This is a genomic window from Streptococcus sp. NLN76, assembly GCF_015686645.1.
Lineage (GTDB): Bacteria > Bacillota > Bacilli > Lactobacillales > Streptococcaceae > Streptococcus.
Genome location: NZ_JADPMS010000044.1, coordinates 1 through 15,057 on the forward strand (window position 1 = coordinate 1; position 15,057 = coordinate 15,057).

At 45.0% G+C, this 15,057-nt stretch carries 11 protein-coding genes, 1 pseudogene and 1 other annotated feature; of the genes and pseudogenes, 11 read left to right on the top strand and 1 reads right to left on the bottom strand.

The window, feature by feature from the left end:
• Positions 1–356 precede the first annotated feature (356 nt).
• From I1A59_RS07885 to I1A59_RS07910, 6 genes and pseudogenes are all read left to right on the top strand, one after another.
• Positions 357–1,361: pseudogene (locus I1A59_RS07885) on the top strand (IS5 family transposase).
• A gap of 246 nt (positions 1,362–1,607) precedes the next feature.
• Positions 1,608–3,431 (top strand): translation elongation factor 4, encoded by a 1,824-nt coding sequence (gene lepA / locus I1A59_RS07890; RefSeq protein WP_196092236.1) that lies wholly within the window; start codon positions 1,608–1,610, stop codon positions 3,429–3,431.
• Positions 3,432–3,718: 287 nt separating this feature from the next.
• Positions 3,719–4,756 carry a M42 family metallopeptidase gene (locus I1A59_RS07895; RefSeq protein ID WP_196092237.1) on the top strand — a complete coding sequence of 346 codons (1,038 nt, stop codon included), beginning with the start codon at positions 3,719–3,721 and terminating at the stop codon, positions 4,754–4,756.
• 2 nt (positions 4,757–4,758) lie between these two features.
• Positions 4,759–7,986, top strand: coding sequence for an ATP-dependent nuclease subunit B (rexB, locus tag I1A59_RS07900; protein ID WP_196092238.1), 3,228 nt, complete (start codon positions 4,759–4,761; stop codon positions 7,984–7,986).
• 1 nt (position 7,987) lies between these two features.
• Positions 7,988–11,590: a helicase-exonuclease AddAB subunit AddA gene (addA, locus tag I1A59_RS07905; RefSeq protein WP_196092239.1), complete on the top strand. Its 3,603-nt coding sequence runs from the start codon at positions 7,988–7,990 to the stop codon at positions 11,588–11,590.
• Between the two features lie 55 nt (positions 11,591–11,645).
• The gene (locus I1A59_RS07910; RefSeq protein WP_196092240.1) at positions 11,646–12,125 is read left to right on the top strand and encodes an EbsA family protein; all 480 of its coding nucleotides are present in this window, start codon (positions 11,646–11,648) and stop codon (positions 12,123–12,125) included.
• Here I1A59_RS07910 and I1A59_RS07915 read toward each other — a convergent pair.
• A complete protein-coding gene (locus tag I1A59_RS07915; protein WP_196092241.1) occupies positions 12,122–12,313 on the bottom strand; it encodes a ferredoxin in 192 nt (63 codons plus the stop codon). The two genes, I1A59_RS07910 and I1A59_RS07915, sit on opposite strands and share 4 nt — an antisense overlap.
• A 54-nt stretch (positions 12,314–12,367) precedes the next feature.
• Here I1A59_RS07915 and I1A59_RS07920 point away from each other — a divergent pair, with 54 nt between their 5' ends.
• The 5 genes from I1A59_RS07920 to rplT all read left to right on the top strand — a co-directional run bounded on the left by I1A59_RS07920 (position 12,368) and on the right by rplT (position 14,831).
• A complete protein-coding gene (locus tag I1A59_RS07920) occupies positions 12,368–12,808 on the top strand; it encodes an SAG1386/EF1546 family surface-associated protein (RefSeq protein WP_210766477.1) in 441 nt (146 codons plus the stop codon).
• An 8-nt stretch (positions 12,809–12,816) separates the two neighbouring features.
• Complete coding sequence (gene cmk, locus I1A59_RS07925; protein ID WP_196092242.1) at positions 12,817–13,491, top strand: (d)CMP kinase; 675 nt, start codon at positions 12,817–12,819, stop codon at positions 13,489–13,491.
• Positions 13,492–13,530: 39 nt separating this feature from the next.
• Positions 13,531–13,658, top strand: a sequence feature (ribosomal protein L20 leader region).
• A gap of 15 nt (positions 13,659–13,673) precedes the next feature.
• On the top strand, positions 13,674–14,204 hold the full coding sequence (gene infC, locus I1A59_RS07930; RefSeq protein WP_135037791.1) for a translation initiation factor IF-3: 531 nt from the start codon (positions 13,674–13,676) through the stop codon (positions 14,202–14,204).
• A 29-nt stretch (positions 14,205–14,233) separates the two neighbouring features.
• Entirely contained in the window at positions 14,234–14,434 is a 201-nt protein-coding gene (gene rpmI / locus I1A59_RS07935; protein ID WP_135037788.1) for a 50S ribosomal protein L35, read from the top strand.
• A gap of 37 nt (positions 14,435–14,471) precedes the next feature.
• Positions 14,472–14,831 carry a 50S ribosomal protein L20 gene (gene rplT, locus I1A59_RS07940; protein ID WP_135037785.1) on the top strand — a complete coding sequence of 120 codons (360 nt, stop codon included), beginning with the start codon at positions 14,472–14,474 and terminating at the stop codon, positions 14,829–14,831.
• Positions 14,832–15,057: the final 226 nt, after the last annotated feature.

Consider the following 15,057-nt stretch of genomic DNA (forward strand, 5'->3'; position numbering starts at 1 on the left):
ATTACATTCACTGGTGGAATCACCAAAGGATCCATGGAAGCCTCAATTACCAGACACCTATGGACGTCAGACTAAGGTCTGACGAAAAAGAATTTATAAATTTGTCCAAATAGGTGTTGCCTTTCCAGTCGAAAATTTAATTTAAGCGGGTCTTCATATTTTGTAGTGCGGACGTGAGCAGCCTCCTTCCGGAGTCTCATCACTAGATTTCGAGCCAAGGTCTCGAAATCTCCGTCATCTAGCAGTTGTTTCTCAACTGCTGATGATTCCACTACGGTATGTAGACCGCTTTTTCCTATTTTCTCTAAAGGAATCTTATGAGATAATAGTACTACTAAGATGAACGAGGTGCTATCATGCTATTATTTTCCGACGATGAACGACTTCTAGAAAAACTTTCACAATTGGGAAATCCACTCGAACGACTTGATAAGACTGTGAAATGGGCAATGTTTCTCCCAATCCTGAACCGTATTTTTGGAAATAGTGAGTAAGATCCTTCTAAGGGTGGTAGACCTCCCTATAACTACCTTATGATGTTTAAAATCCTTCTTCTTGCACGCCTCTATAATTTGTCAGACGAAGCCATGGAGTACCAATTGCTGGATCGTCTGTCTTTTCGTCGTTTTGTTGGCTGCGATGACGAGCGAGTTCCAGATGCTAAAACAATTTGGCTTTACAGGGAACGTCTTAGTAAATCCGGTAAAGAACAAAAGTTGTTTGACTGTTTTTCCTCTATGTTAGAAGAAGAAGGCTTACTGGCTCACAAAGGGCAGATTGTTGACGCCAGTTTTGTGGAAGCACCTAGACAAAGAAATTCTCGGAAAGAAAATAAACAAATCAAAGAAGGAAAGGTGCCAGAGGACTGGGATGCTCCTAAACGTTCTCAGAAAGACACAGATGCACGATGGACTAAAAAGGGAGACCAAAATCACTTTGGCTATAAAAACCATGTCTGTGTCGACTCCAAATCAAAGCTCATTAAAAATTTCCAAGTAACAGCAGCTAATGTGCACGATTCTAACGTATTAGCTGAACTTTGTGATACTCACGAGCCTGTTTTTGATGATAGTGCTTATGTTGGCAAACCTGTACCAGAAGGATGTAAGCACTATACTGCTCGTCGCCCTTATCGTAATACTCCACTTACCGATGTCGACAAGAAGTTTAATCGCAAGCTATCACGAATTCGTTGCCGAGTAGAACATGTCTTTGGCTTTATTGAAAACACTATGAAAGGCAGTACCTTCCGAGGTATTGGTTTTAAGCGTGCCAAGACGAATGTCACACTTACAAATCTGATGTATAATATTTGTCGTTTTGAACAGATCAAACGACTGAATTTGAATACATGGGCTTAGTGCGCCCAAAAATCAGAATTATCCCGATATTAGGGATGGAAAAACAGAAAATAAAGGGACGTTTGTTGGAAATTGGAGAGCAAGCGTCCCTTTTTTAAAAGTTAATGGAATACATCAACTTTTTCGAGGTGCCCTAAAGAATTTTTTCGATATAGCAGAAGCGAAAGTCTTGCCCCTCGTTGAAAAGCGAGGGGGTTCTTGTTATAATGGTAGGAGCTTAGATCTGAAAAGAAAGAGATTGTGTTTATGAATTTTGAGGAATTAAAGGCAAGGCAGGAGAAGATTCGAAATTTCTCTATTATTGCCCATATTGACCATGGGAAGTCGACGTTGGCGGACCGGATTTTGGAGGCTACGGAGACGGTTTCCAGTCGGGAGATGCAGGCGCAACTTTTAGATAGTATGGATTTGGAGCGTGAGCGGGGGATTACCATTAAGCTTAACGCTATTGAATTGAATTATACGGCTAAGGATGGCGAGACTTACATTTTTCACTTGATTGACACCCCGGGGCATGTGGACTTCACTTATGAAGTTTCCCGTTCTTTGGCGGCTTGTGAGGGAGCTATTTTGGTAGTGGATGCGGCTCAAGGGATTGAGGCGCAAACCTTGGCCAATGTGTACCTGGCTTTAGACAATGATTTGGAAATTTTGCCGGTCATTAATAAAATTGATTTGCCGGCTGCTGATCCCGAGCGCGTGCGGACAGAGGTTGAGGATGTTATTGGCTTAGATGCCTCTGAAGCGATTTTGGCTTCTGCTAAAGCAGGTATTGGTATAGAAGAAATCCTAGAACAGATTGTGGAGAAGGTGCCTGCACCAGCGGGTGATGTGGAAGCTCCGCTAAAAGCCTTAATTTTTGACTCTGTTTATGATGCTTACCGTGGGGTTATTCTTCAAGTTCGGGTTATGGACGGTGTGGTCAAGCCTGGGGATAAGATTCAATTGATGAGTAATGGTAAGACTTTCGATGTGACCGAAGTTGGAATCTTCACGCCAAAAGCGGTGGGGCGAGATTACTTGGCAACAGGGGATGTTGGTTACATTGCTGCGTCCATTAAGACCGTTCAGGATACCCGTGTCGGGGATACTGTGACCTTGGCTTCGAATCCAGCAGATGCGCCTTTGGATGGTTACAAGCAGATGAATCCCATGGTCTTTGCGGGTCTTTACCCAATCGAGTCTAACAAATACAACGATTTGCGTGAAGCACTAGAGAAATTGCAACTGAATGATGCCTCTCTTCAATTTGAACCAGAAACGTCACAGGCCTTGGGCTTTGGATTCCGCTGTGGTTTCTTGGGACTGCTTCATATGGATGTTATTCAAGAGCGTTTGGAGCGGGAATTTAATATTGATTTGATCATGACAGCGCCATCGGTTATCTATCAGGTTAACCTAACAGATGGCGAAGTGATCGATGTCTCCAATCCAAGCGAGTTCCCAGATCCAACTAAAATCGATTCGATTGAAGAGCCGTATGTGAAGGCGCAAATTATGGTTCCGCAAGAATTTGTTGGGGCTGTGATGGAGTTGGCTCAGCGTAAGCGGGGAGATTTTGTGACCATGGATTACATCGATGAGAACCGTGTCAATGTCATTTACCAAATTCCACTAGCTGAGATTGTTTTTGATTTCTTTGATAAATTAAAATCATCGACGCGTGGTTACGCTAGCTTCGATTACGAAATTTCGGAGTATCGGAAATCACAATTGGTGAAAATGGATATTCTTCTCAATGGTGATAAGGTTGATGCTCTTAGCTTCATTGTCCACAAGGAATTTGCCTATGAACGTGGAAAAGTCATTGTTGAGAAGCTTAAGAAAATCATTCCTCGTCAGCAGTTTGAAGTTCCGATTCAAGCGGCGATTGGTCATAAAATCGTGGCCCGTACTGATATCAAGGCCCTTCGGAAAAACGTCTTGGCCAAGTGTTATGGCGGTGATGTTTCTCGGAAACGCAAACTCTTAGAAAAACAAAAAGCTGGTAAAAAACGGATGAAAGCCATCGGATCAGTTGAAGTCCCTCAAGAAGCCTTCTTGAGTGTCCTATCCATGGATGACGAATAACCAATGAATGTCAAAACCAGGATACTCGAAAAATTTTAAAAAAATGACGAGGAAGGACGACGAAGGTTGAACTAAGGTTCATCAAGGAGGCATGACAAAGTCAGATTTTAAAATTTAATGAGTATGAATAACCAAGGAAGAGGTGGGTGGGCAAAAGCCCACCCGCTTTTTATACTCTTTTAGTTTATCTTTTATTACTGTGTTAGCTCGTCTTGCCGTACTTCAGTACTGTCTACGACTCGCTGCCTTGTACTAAAAGTAAACTAAAAGACTATACAAAGGAGAAAATGATGAAAATTGTAGCCTATCTTAAAAACTTACTCGCAATTCCTTCCCCAACTGGTTTTACCCAGGATGTGGTGACCTATTTGGTGGAGACTTTGGAAAACCTGGGGTTAGAACCTCAGGTCAGTCCCAAAGGAAATGTCTTAGTAACTTTGAAGGGAAAAGAGGAAGGGCCTGCCCGTCTGTTGACAGCCCATGTGGATACCTTGGGCGCCATGGTCCGGGCCATTAAACCGGATGGTCGTCTAAAGTTAGACCGGGTTGGTGGTTTTCCTTGGAACATGATTGAAGGGGAGAATTGTTTGGTTCATTTGGCAGATGCTTCGACGGTTTCAGGGACGATTTTGTTACACCAAACCTCTACCCATGTCTATAAGGATGCAGGGACTCTTGAGCGGAGCCAGGAGAATATGGAAGTTCGCTTGGATGCCAAGGTGACTAAGGCAGAAGAGACTCAAGCTTTGGGGATTCAGGTTGGCGACTATGTTTCCTTTGATCCACGGACTCAAGTGACGGAGACAGGTTTTGTTAAGAGTCGTTTTTTGGATGACAAGGCCAGTGTTGCGATTTTGTTAGCGCTCTTGGAACAGATTCAATCTGAAGGAATTCAGTTTCCAGTAACCACGCACTTTATGTTCTCAACCTTTGAAGAGGTTGGTCATGGAGCTAATTCGTCCATCCCAGACCAGGTGGTGGAATATCTAGCTGTGGATATGGGAGCCATGGGTGATGACCAAGCCACGGATGAATACACGGTTTCCATTTGTAGCAAGGATGCGACGGGTCCCTATCATTATGGTTTCCGTCGCCAGCTAGAAGCCTTGGCTCAGGAATTTGACATTCCCTACAAAATTGATATTTATCCCTTCTACGGCAGTGATGCTTCGGCAGCTATGAGTGCTGGATGGGACGTGCGCCACGCTTTAATCGGTCCGGGGATCGAATCTAGCCATTCTTATGAGCGCACCCATGTCGATTCCTTGAAGGCTACCTCTGATTTGATTTTCCGCTATCTCCAATCTCCTCTAATGGAAGGTTAAACATGAAAGTAATTTACGCTTCAATCCGGGCCAATCTGGTTAAGGATTTGGTTCAGGAAGCTTTGGACCTGGAATCCAAAGGTTACCGTGTCTTTTACATTGCTCCCAACTCCCTGTCTTTCGAAAAAGAAAGACAGGTTTTGGCATGTCTGCCCAAAAAGGCTTCTTTTGGTATCACGGTGACCCGTTTCCAACAAATGACCCGCTATTTGCTGCTGGATCAGGAGACAGAAGTCCAACGCTTGGATGATTTGGGGCTGCAATTGTTGATTTATCGGGTTTTACAGACCTTCCCCCTCGATCAGTATAGAGCTTATGGACGGATTCGGAAGGATCCAGGATTTGTGCAGGAAGTAGCCAAGCTGTATAAAGAATTGCAGGAAGCCCGGATGAGTCTGGAGGATTTGAACTATTTGGACAATCCGGCAAAAGCCCATGATTTGCAGCTGATTTTTCAAGCTTTAGATGAAAGTATGGTTGCTGAAGGCTACCTGCCTGCAACGGCCTTGTCCGATTTCATCAGCAAGCTAGAATCTGGCCGTTTGGATTCGAGCTTGGACAAGGTGGCCTTGGTCATTGATGGATTTACTCGTTTTTCTGCTGAGGAAAAGCACCTCTTGGGGCTCTTGCATCGCAAGGGTTGTCCCATTGTCGTTGGGACTTATGCCAGCGGGCGTGCACGGAAGCAGCAGTACCTTGAAGGAAATCTCTATCAAGCCAGTGTGGAATTTCTTCAAGATCTAGGGAGGGATTTTCAGGCTCAGATTGTGGAAGGTTCTGCTGGAGTTCAAGATGCCTTTCAAGAACTAACGGATAGGCTAGAAATTTTTTATGAATTTGGTCCTAAACAGGACCTGCCTCCGCTAGAGGTCCCTCTTTTCTTACATAAATGGGGAAATCCACAAGCGGAAGTCGAATGGGTGGCACGGCAGATTCGCCGTCTCCTAGCAGATGGTTACCGTTATAAGGAAATCCGCTTGCTCTTGGGGGATGTGGAGACCTATGCTCCGCAGGTAGCGACTATTTTTGATCGCTATCAAATCCCCTTCTATATCGGTCGCCGGGAAGCCATGTCTGACCATCCTCTCATTCACTTTGTGGAGTCCCTGGAAAGTTTGGTTCGTCGGCATTTTCGTCGAGAGGATTTGACCAATCTTTTGCAGACAGGCCTTTATGGAAACTTTGAGACTGAAGAGTTAGACCAGTTGGAATCCTATTTGCGTTTCAGCGATACCAATGGTTTGACAGCCTTGCAGCGGACCTTTACCTCCAATGACGGAGATCGCTACGATTTGGACAAGCTTAACCACATCCGAGATGCGATTCTAGCGCCCCTTCTTCCTTTTGTCAAAGCCAAAAAACAAAAAGGGGCTAGTCTCCTCAAGAAGTTTCGGACTCTGTTAGAGGAAATCGCTTTGCCAGCCAACTTGGTCCGGTTAAGTCAGGGCTTGGATTTGCGGGAGCAGGAGCAGCAGGCCGAGGTTTGGAAAGCTTTTACGGACTTGTTTGCGCAAATGGATCAGTTGGTGGGAGATACGCCCCTGACAGTCGCAGAATTCTTGGAACTCTGGCGGGCTGGCATCCAGTTGGCCAGTTTTCGGACGGTGCCAGCTACGGTTGATGTGGTTCAGGTTCAGTCTTATGATTTGGTCCAGCCCTTGGTGGCCAAGCAGGTCTTTGCCATCGGCTTAGCGGAGGATTTCTTCCCTAAAGAAGGGGGAGAAATAGGGCTTCTGACCATTGAAGAAAAGGAAAAACTCAATCAACATGTGGATCAAGGGCAAGCGTTGATGATTCCTTGGCGAGAAAATGGGCCTAAGAATCATTTTACCGCCCTGTCTCTCTTAAATGCGGCAGAGGAAGCCCTGTATCTAACTTGTCCAGGTCAGATTGATAATAGTGAAAAGCGGCCCTCTCCTTACCTGCAAGTCCTAGGGAAATTTGGTATTCAGTGGACAGAGTCACACAAGCAAGGTCGAACTCCGGATGATATCGGTTCCTATCAAGGACTCCTGTCCCAAGTAGTGGATCTTTATCAGGAAGGCATTCAGGCGGAGTGGAAGGCGGAGGAAGAATCCTATTGGAAGGCCTTGATTCGACACCTGCGTCGTCATTTGGCTCAAGAAGGATTCAGTCTGCCTGGTTTGACCTACCAGGTTCAGAGTCGTCCCTTACAGGAGGAGACCTTGGCTCGACTCTATCCACAAGATCAAGGTCTCAAGTTGTCTGTTTCCAGCTTGACTGACTATTACAAGAATCCTTATTCCTACTACCTCAAACATGTGCTTCGCCTACGTGAAGAAGGCAGTATTCACCCTGATGCGCGGATTCATGGCCAGTACATGCACCAAATTTTTGAGGAATATTTTGAGCATTTATCTGATGGAGAACCGGCACAAGCCTTACAAAGAGCGATTGAAACAGTGAATCAAGAAGCCTATGTGCGCTACCGGTATGGTTTGGACGGTGAAAGTCGTTTTTCTCAACGAATTTTGTTGGATATTGTTCGGACATCGGCCAAAACTTTGGAAGCACCTGTCACGGAAACTCTGGAGGAAGAGCTATATTTCCACTACCTCCTATCACCTCAAGACAAGCTCTATGTGAGCGGGGTTATCGATCGCATTGACCAGCTTCAAGGAACCTCGATTAAAGGGGTGGTAGACTACAAGTCAGCGAATCAGAGCTTTTCTTATCAAGATTTTTACAATGGTCTGAACTCTCAGCTGGTGACCTACCTCGATTACCTGTCCAAGGATCAGGTTTTTGGAGCCATGTATTTCCATCTCAACAATCCTTTGATTTCCTTTAAAAAACAAGAAGAATCCGGTCAGTATCTAGCTCAAGCCATGAAAGAATTTACCTACAAGGGCCTCTTCTTGAGCAAGGAGAAAAATCGGTTGACGGATCAATATTTGCTGAAAAGCGGTCGCAAGGACTTTACCTTAGAGGAAGAAGAACTGGCTCTGCTCCTAGCCTATAATCGTCTGCTCTTCCAAAGGGCTGGACAAGCCATCCGGCAAGGGCAATTTCCTGTTCACCCCATTAGTGAAGATGGTCAATCGGTGCGCGCTTATGTCGACCAGTACAAGGCCATTACTCAGTTTGAAACACCCTATCATTACCAGAACCTACGAATTCTGGACCAGTTTGAAGGGGTCGCCAACAAGGACGACTGGTTGGTAAAAATTCGTCAAGAATTGGATATGCAAAGGCAGGAGGAGGAATAAGATGAAACCTGTACCGTTTTTAAAGCCAGAAGAGATTCACCTCTTGCAAGAAAAAGAGGCACAGCTGCAAACCGACCGCAAACGGACTCCTGAACAGATTTTAGCCATTTATAGCTCTGGCCAAAATATCTTGGTTTCGGCTTCGGCGGGGTCTGGTAAGACCTTTGTGATGGTTGAGAGGATCATGGATCAGCTTAGCCGTGGTATTGGGATTGATCAGCTGTTTGTATCGACCTTTACGGTTAAAGCTGCTGGCGAACTCAAGGAACGGCTTCAAGCCAAGTTAACGGAAAAATTATCGGATCAGAACTTAAGTCCTGTTTTACGGGAGCACTTACTGCGTCAGCGACAACTCTTGCCTCACAGCGATATTGGCACTATGGATGCCTTTAACCAGAAGCTGCTTTCAAGAGAGGGCTACCGCCTGAGTGTCAGTCCTAATTTTCGGATTCTCTCCGACCCTAGTGAACTGCTCCAATTTCAGAAGGAGGTCTTTGCGCAAGTCTTTGAACGCTATAGTTCTGGTTCAGGAGAAGAGGACTTTTACAATCTGGTTACTAATTTCACGGGCCAAGCCAAGGATATCTCCGGTTTCCGTAGGGTAGTTTATGACCTGGCTGAGTTTATGGATGCCTTGCCCCAACCGCTGGAATGGTTGGAACAGGCGGTAAATCCTCAGGAAAGTCAGGATTTACGGCAAATCTCGCGGGAGTTATATCCAAGCTTGGCGGCTGACTGTTGGACGGCTGCTGATCTAATCTACGACCTCACACAAGATCCGGATTATAAAATGTTCAAAAAGGATGGCAAGAAAACGGCTGCCTTTCTCAAACATGAACAGATGATGGAAGAATTGCGCGCCTTGGCTCAAGGTCTGGATTCGACACTATCATGGGCAGAACTGGAAGAGGAGCTTAGCCAGATTTTATCTCTCCTTCCCAAAACAGGGGTGATTACTGTGGCTGGGGTGAAATACGATTTTCTCAAGACCATTGTGGACCAAGTTCAAGGGCTGCAATCCCTGCCCTTTATCTTGGAACAAGAAGCAAATGTCGCTGAGATACTCGATGCTCTTAAGGGCTTTGTGAGGGATTATTATCAGGCCCTCCACCAGGCTAAATTGGCCGAAAATGCCTTTACCTTTAGTGATGTCAGTCACCTAGTGCTGCAGCTTTTGCGGGAATTTCCAGATTTACGTGAGGAGTTAGTGGCGACCTATCATGAAATTATGATTGACGAGTACCAGGATACCAACTCCCTACAAGAGGAAGTGTTGGAACTCATCTCTAATGGTCACAACCGTTTTATGGTGGGGGATATTAAACAGTCCATTTACCGTTTCCGCCAGGCTGAACCTGAAATTTTTAACCAGAAGTTTAAGTTGTACCAAGGTAATCCTCAGGCTGGACAGTTGATTTTGCTCAAGGAGAACTTCCGGAGCCAAGAGTCTGTTTTGCAAGCGACCAATGGTCTTTTCAAACACCTGATGGACGAGGAAGTTGGAGAAATTGACTACAATCAGGTTCATTATTTGGTTGCCGGAAGTGCTGGTCAGAAGCAAGCGGATTTGCAAGCTCAAGCCCAGTGTTTGATCTTTGATCAAGAAAGCGAAGGCGTTTTAAATGAAGGTCATGTCTTGCTTTCTCAGATTCAGGATCTTCACAATTCCGGTGTTCCTTATAAAGATATGTGTGTCTTGGTTGAAAGTCGAACCCGTAATAAGTCCTTGGTGGACCTCTTCCAGCAATGGCAGATTCCCCACCTCGAGGATCAGGGTCAGGGTTCCTACCTCCAAGCCGTTGAGGTGATGGTCATGTTGGATACCTTGCGAGCTCTGCACAATCCCTTGCAGGATTACGCCCTCTTGGCTCTCCTCAAATCGCCCATGTTCGGATTTGATGAGGATCAATTGGCCCGCATAGCCTTGCAAGAGCAGGAAGCTCCCCTATCCTTTTTTGAAAAAATGAAAAAAGCCCATGCAGGTACAGGGGCTGCGCCAGACTTAATGGAGACAGCCCTTCAGGAGAAAATCAGTCTTTTCTTGGAGTATCTGAATTTCTGGCGGGATTATGCGAAATTGCATAGTCTCTATGATTTGATTTGGAAAATTTACAATCAGCGACACTACTATGATTATGTTGGAGCTTTGCCGGATGGGGCCAAGCGGCAAGCCAATCTTTATTCCTTAGCCTTGCGGGCTCGGCAATTCGAGCAAGGTGGCTATAAGGGCTTAGCTCGCTTTGTCGACCGCATTGAAAAAATCCTTGCGGCGGACAAGGACTTGGCGGATGTGGTCACGGAAGTGGACGAGGATGCAGTTCAAATCCTGACAATCCATAAGAGTAAGGGGTTGGAGTTCCCTTATGTCTTTATCTACAATTTAGACAAGGATTTTAATAGCGAGGATTCTAAGGGGCGGATGCTCCTGAGTCGGGATTTGGGAATTGGAATTCAGTCCGTCAAGGTGCTGGAGACTCCCAATGACAAGCCCAATCACCTGCAATCCGTTCGTCTGTCTTTGCCTTCTCTCAATTACCAACGGATTCGGCAGGAGAAGCGCCGGCAGACTCTGTCAGAAGAAATGCGATTGTTATATGTCGCGATGACACGGGCTGAGAAGCAACTCTTTCTGATTGGAAGAGGGAAGCGGAGTAAGTTGGAAGATGCTTATCCAGGAATCGGTCCTAGTCAGGTTTTAGCAGCCAGTGACCGTCTGAGTTATAAGAATTTTCAAGATTGGGTCTTGGCGGTTGCGTCTGCCTTTCCTAGCTTTAAACAGGAAATGGCTGTAACCTTCCTAGGACAGGAGGATCTGAACTTACAAGAGCCACAAGAGACAGTTCCGACTCTACCCGTGGATCCGGATGACCTAACAGCCAACCGCCAGTCAGAGGATTTGACCCGTGCTTTGGAGATTATTGAGAATGTAGATCGTCTGAATAGTCTCTACCAGGCAGCTATCCAGTTACCAACCGTGCGAACTCCTAGTCAGGTTAAGGATCTTTATCAACCAGTCTTTGATCAAGAAGGTGTGGCTTATATGGAGCCGGCACAGGCTATGCCTCTGGACTTTCCTTTGCCAGAACTTGGTCGGAAGAAGTCAGCCATTAAAGCGAGTCAGATTGGGTCGAGCCTCCATGCCTTTATGCAAGGTTTAGATTTATCCCAAGGAAGAGTGGATCAAGAGGTTCTGGAGGAGCGTCTGGCTCAGATGAAATTGGAGCCAGCTTTGGCTAAGGCTTTGCCCTTGAATAAGGTTATGGACTTTTTCCAAACAGAACTGGGGCAACTCTTTTTAGCCAACCCTTCTCGACTCCACAGGGAAGCCCCTTTTGCCATGTTGCAGAAAGATCCAGCTAGTGGTGAGGAATTTGTAGTTCGGGGGATTTTAGATGGGTATCTCTTGTTTGAAGATGAAATTATTTTATTTGACTACAAAACAGACCGTTATCGGAATCCAGCTCGACTTGTTGATCGTTACCGTGGTCAGATGGCCTTGTATACCCAAGCTCTGAAACATGCTTATGGAATCAACAAGATTCAATCGTATCTGATTCTTTTGGGAGGAAAGGAGATTCAAGTGATTCCTATCGGGAATTCCTAGCAAGGTCTCCCCATTTTCTAGCATTTATGCTAAACTAGTAAGGAGGAGGTGGACCATGATAAAAATTTTTGGTCAAGTACGCTACCATTGGCAGCCCCAACTATCCATCCTGATTATCTATTGGTCACTCTCTTTAGTTCCTATTTTTTTGGGTTTGGCTTTGATGTATGAAAGTTCACGGATTCCAATGGTGGTTTTGTCGTCCTTTGTACTGTTTATGATTTTAATGGGTATTGGATTTCACCGGTATTTTACCATCTATGACTCAGGAACGTTACGGATTATCTCCGCTAACCCCTTCCATCCTTCTAGATTAGCGATTGACCAGATACAAAAAATAGAGGTGACCAAAACCTCTATTACCCTTTATTTATTTGGCCAAGAAAAAGGCTTGACCTATTATATGCGAAAATGGCCCAAGAAGTATTTTGTTAATGCCTTGGCGTTGAACCCTCATTTCAGGGGGGAGGTCGTTCTAACAGACCATCTCATCCACTTGGATTATTATGAGGTCTATTACCAGGACAAGGGTTAGTGTTCGATGGCCTTTGTTGGGCATTCTTTAATAGCCTGGATTAGGCCTGGGTCAGAGTCTAGATCTAGACTAAGTTCGTCTGTTTGGTAGAATTTAACGATACCATTGTCATGGTAGTCAAAAACATCGGAGTAAGTTTGACAAAGGCCGCATGCGATGCAGCGTTCAGGTATAAGTGTAACTTTCATAGTTCTATTGTATAGAGAATAGGGCTAAAAAACAAGAAAAAGAGGTAGATTGTTTTGAGTAGAAAACGTAAAAGTGAAATTTCAGATGATAAACTCAATTCGTGGTTGGTGTGGGCAGTGTCTGCAACAGCAATTGTAGTCATTATTATTTCTGGAGTTTTGATTTTCCTATCCGTTGGCGGTAGCAATCAACAAGAAGCTGTACAAGGCTTCTATAGTTCTGAGGTATCTGCTGGTAACGCAGCTTCTTCAACAGAGACTACTGCTGAGTCAACGGATGAGGAAGCGGCTAGTGAAGATGAAGAGACTACAACTAGTTCCAGTCGTCGAAATACCACTGGAGGAGCGACCATTACTGTTCAAGCGGGTGAGGGAGAAGCAGCCATTGCGGCGCGTGCAGGAATTTCCATTGCGGAACTGGAAGCTTTGAACCCAGGAAATATGAGTACCGGATCTTGGTATGCTAATCCTGGTGATGAAGTACGAATTGAGTAGGAGTCACCATGCAAGCATTACAAATTGCCATTGACGGCCCAGCATCTAGTGGAAAAAGCACCGTTGCCAAACTTCTAGCCAAAAAACATGGCTATACGTATTTGGATACAGGAGCTATGTATCGGGCAGCAACCTATCTGGCCCTTCAGGAAGGACTGGATTTGGAAGATGCTGCTGGAATTGTAGCCGCCTTGGATGCTGCCCCAATCTCATTCGGACGCAATACGGGCGGCGAACAATGGGTCTATGTTGGAGATGTTGAGATTACAGATGCTATTCGCCAACCCGATGTTACTCAGGCTGTATCGACAGTCGCTGCTTTGCCGGAGGTTCGGGAAAAATTAGTCCAACAACAACAAGCTCTGGCCCAAGCGGGAGAGATTGTGATGGACGGTCGGGATATCGGAACCACCGTTTTACCGAATGCCCAAGTCAAGATTTTCTTAGTCGCTTCTGTGGAGGAACGAGCAGAGCGCCGCTACAAAGAGAATTTGACCCGAGGCATCGAAACCGATCTGGAGGTCTTAAAGGCAGAGATTGCTGAAAGAGACTATAAAGACAGTCACCGGGAAGTTTCCCCCTTGAAACCGGCAGCAGATGCTATCCATTTTGATACCACAGGAGTATCCATTGATGGGGTTGTCGCTTTTATTGAATCTAAAATTGAAAAAATAAAAAAATAATACTTGACAGAGAGTTCTGATGTGGTACAATGGTTTACATGAGAAAAGCAGAAGTGAGAGCTTCTCGCCTTGCGACTAACGTTGTCTGGCTCTACGATTCAAGTCCTGTCAAGGATTCTATTCGTGTGAGTGGGTGTGCGTTAGCAGACCCACTCTTGTTTTTCTCGAAATAAAAAAAAGAGGTGAACACCATAGCAAAACAAGACTTATTCATCAATGATGAAATTCGTGTGCGTGAAGTTCGCTTGATTGGTCTTGAAGGGGAGCAGCTTGGAATCAAACCATTGAGTGAAGCTCAAGCCATCGCGGATGATGCCAATGTTGATTTGGTTCTTATCCAACCCCAAGCAAAACCACCGGTTGCTAAAATTATGGACTACGGTAAGTTCAAATTTGAGTACCAGAAAAAGCAAAAGGAACAACGGAAGAAACAAAGCGTTGTGACCGTCAAAGAAGTTCGTCTAAGTCCAACCATCGACAAAGGTGACTTCGAGACAAAACTTCGGAATGCACGCAAATTCCTTGAAAAGGGAAATAAAGTCAAAGTGTCCATTCGATTCAAAGGTCGGATGATCACCCACAAAGAAATTGGAGCTAAGGTTCTCGCTGATTTTGCTCAGGCAACACAAGATGTTTCCATTATCGAGCAAAGAGCGAAAATGGATGGACGTCAAATGTTCATGCAATTGGCACCAATTCCAGACAAAAAATAAAGTCTGATCATTAGAAAAGAGGAGAAATCATGCCAAAACAAAAAACACACCGCGCATCTGCTAAACGTTTCAAACGTACTGGTTCAGGCGGACTTAAACGCTTCCGTGCTTACACTTCACACCGTTTCCACGGAAAAACTAAAAAACAACGTCGTCACCTTCGCAAAGCTTCTATGGTTTCTGCAGGAGACTTCAAACGTATTAAATCAATGCTTACAGGTCTTAAATAAGACACACTCGTATAACTAGAATCTGGAGGAAAACTAAATGGCACGTGTTAAAGGTGGCGTTGTATCACGCAAACGTCGTAAACGTATTCTAAAACTCGCTAAGGGTTACTATGGAGCTAAACATATCTTGTTCCGCACAGCGAAAGAACAAGTGATGAACTCTTACTACTATGCATACCGTGACCGTCGTCAAAAGAAACGTGACTTCCGTAAACTATGGATTACACGTATCAATGCGGCAGCTCGTATGAACGGACTTTCATACTCACAAATGATGCATGGCTTGAAATTGGCTGAAATCGAAGTAAACCGTAAAATGCTTGCGGACCTTGCTGTGAACGATGCAGCAGCCTTCACAGCCTTGGCAGACGCTGCTAAAGCGAAACTAGGTAAATAAAAAGGTCCAGTGGACCTTTTTATCCCGAGCCTTGAAATTAAAAAGCGAGGCAGGTCCAGTCAATGTCATTAAGTTAAGGATTTCGAAAGCTCCTAAATTGAGCTTTCGAAATCTTTTTTTGCTATACTTAGGCTCAAGGAGGTGGATAGAATGCCAAATCAAGTAAAGAAGCAACTACGAAATAGTATTACTGCTGTGATAAAGCGAGATAGAGAAAGTTTGATTC

What these genes read in the sequence shown, in the direction of transcription:
- I1A59_RS07915 (WP_196092241.1), bottom strand. Translation starts at nt 12,313, where the DNA reads ATGAAAGTTACACTTATACCTGAACGCTGCATCGCATGCGGCCTTTGT.
- rplT (WP_135037785.1), top strand. Translation starts at nt 14,472, where the DNA reads ATGGCACGTGTTAAAGGTGGCGTTGTATCACGCAAACGTCGTAAACGT.
- rpmI (WP_135037788.1), top strand. Translation starts at nt 14,234, where the DNA reads ATGCCAAAACAAAAAACACACCGCGCATCTGCTAAACGTTTCAAACGT.
- lepA (WP_196092236.1), top strand. Translation starts at nt 1,608, where the DNA reads ATGAATTTTGAGGAATTAAAGGCAAGGCAGGAGAAGATTCGAAATTTC.
- rexB (WP_196092238.1), top strand. Translation starts at nt 4,759, where the DNA reads ATGAAAGTAATTTACGCTTCAATCCGGGCCAATCTGGTTAAGGATTTG.
- I1A59_RS07895 (WP_196092237.1), top strand. Translation starts at nt 3,719, where the DNA reads ATGATGAAAATTGTAGCCTATCTTAAAAACTTACTCGCAATTCCTTCC.
- addA (WP_196092239.1), top strand. Translation starts at nt 7,988, where the DNA reads ATGAAACCTGTACCGTTTTTAAAGCCAGAAGAGATTCACCTCTTGCAA.
- I1A59_RS07910 (WP_196092240.1), top strand. Translation starts at nt 11,646, where the DNA reads ATGATAAAAATTTTTGGTCAAGTACGCTACCATTGGCAGCCCCAACTA.
- cmk (WP_196092242.1), top strand. Translation starts at nt 12,817, where the DNA reads ATGCAAGCATTACAAATTGCCATTGACGGCCCAGCATCTAGTGGAAAA.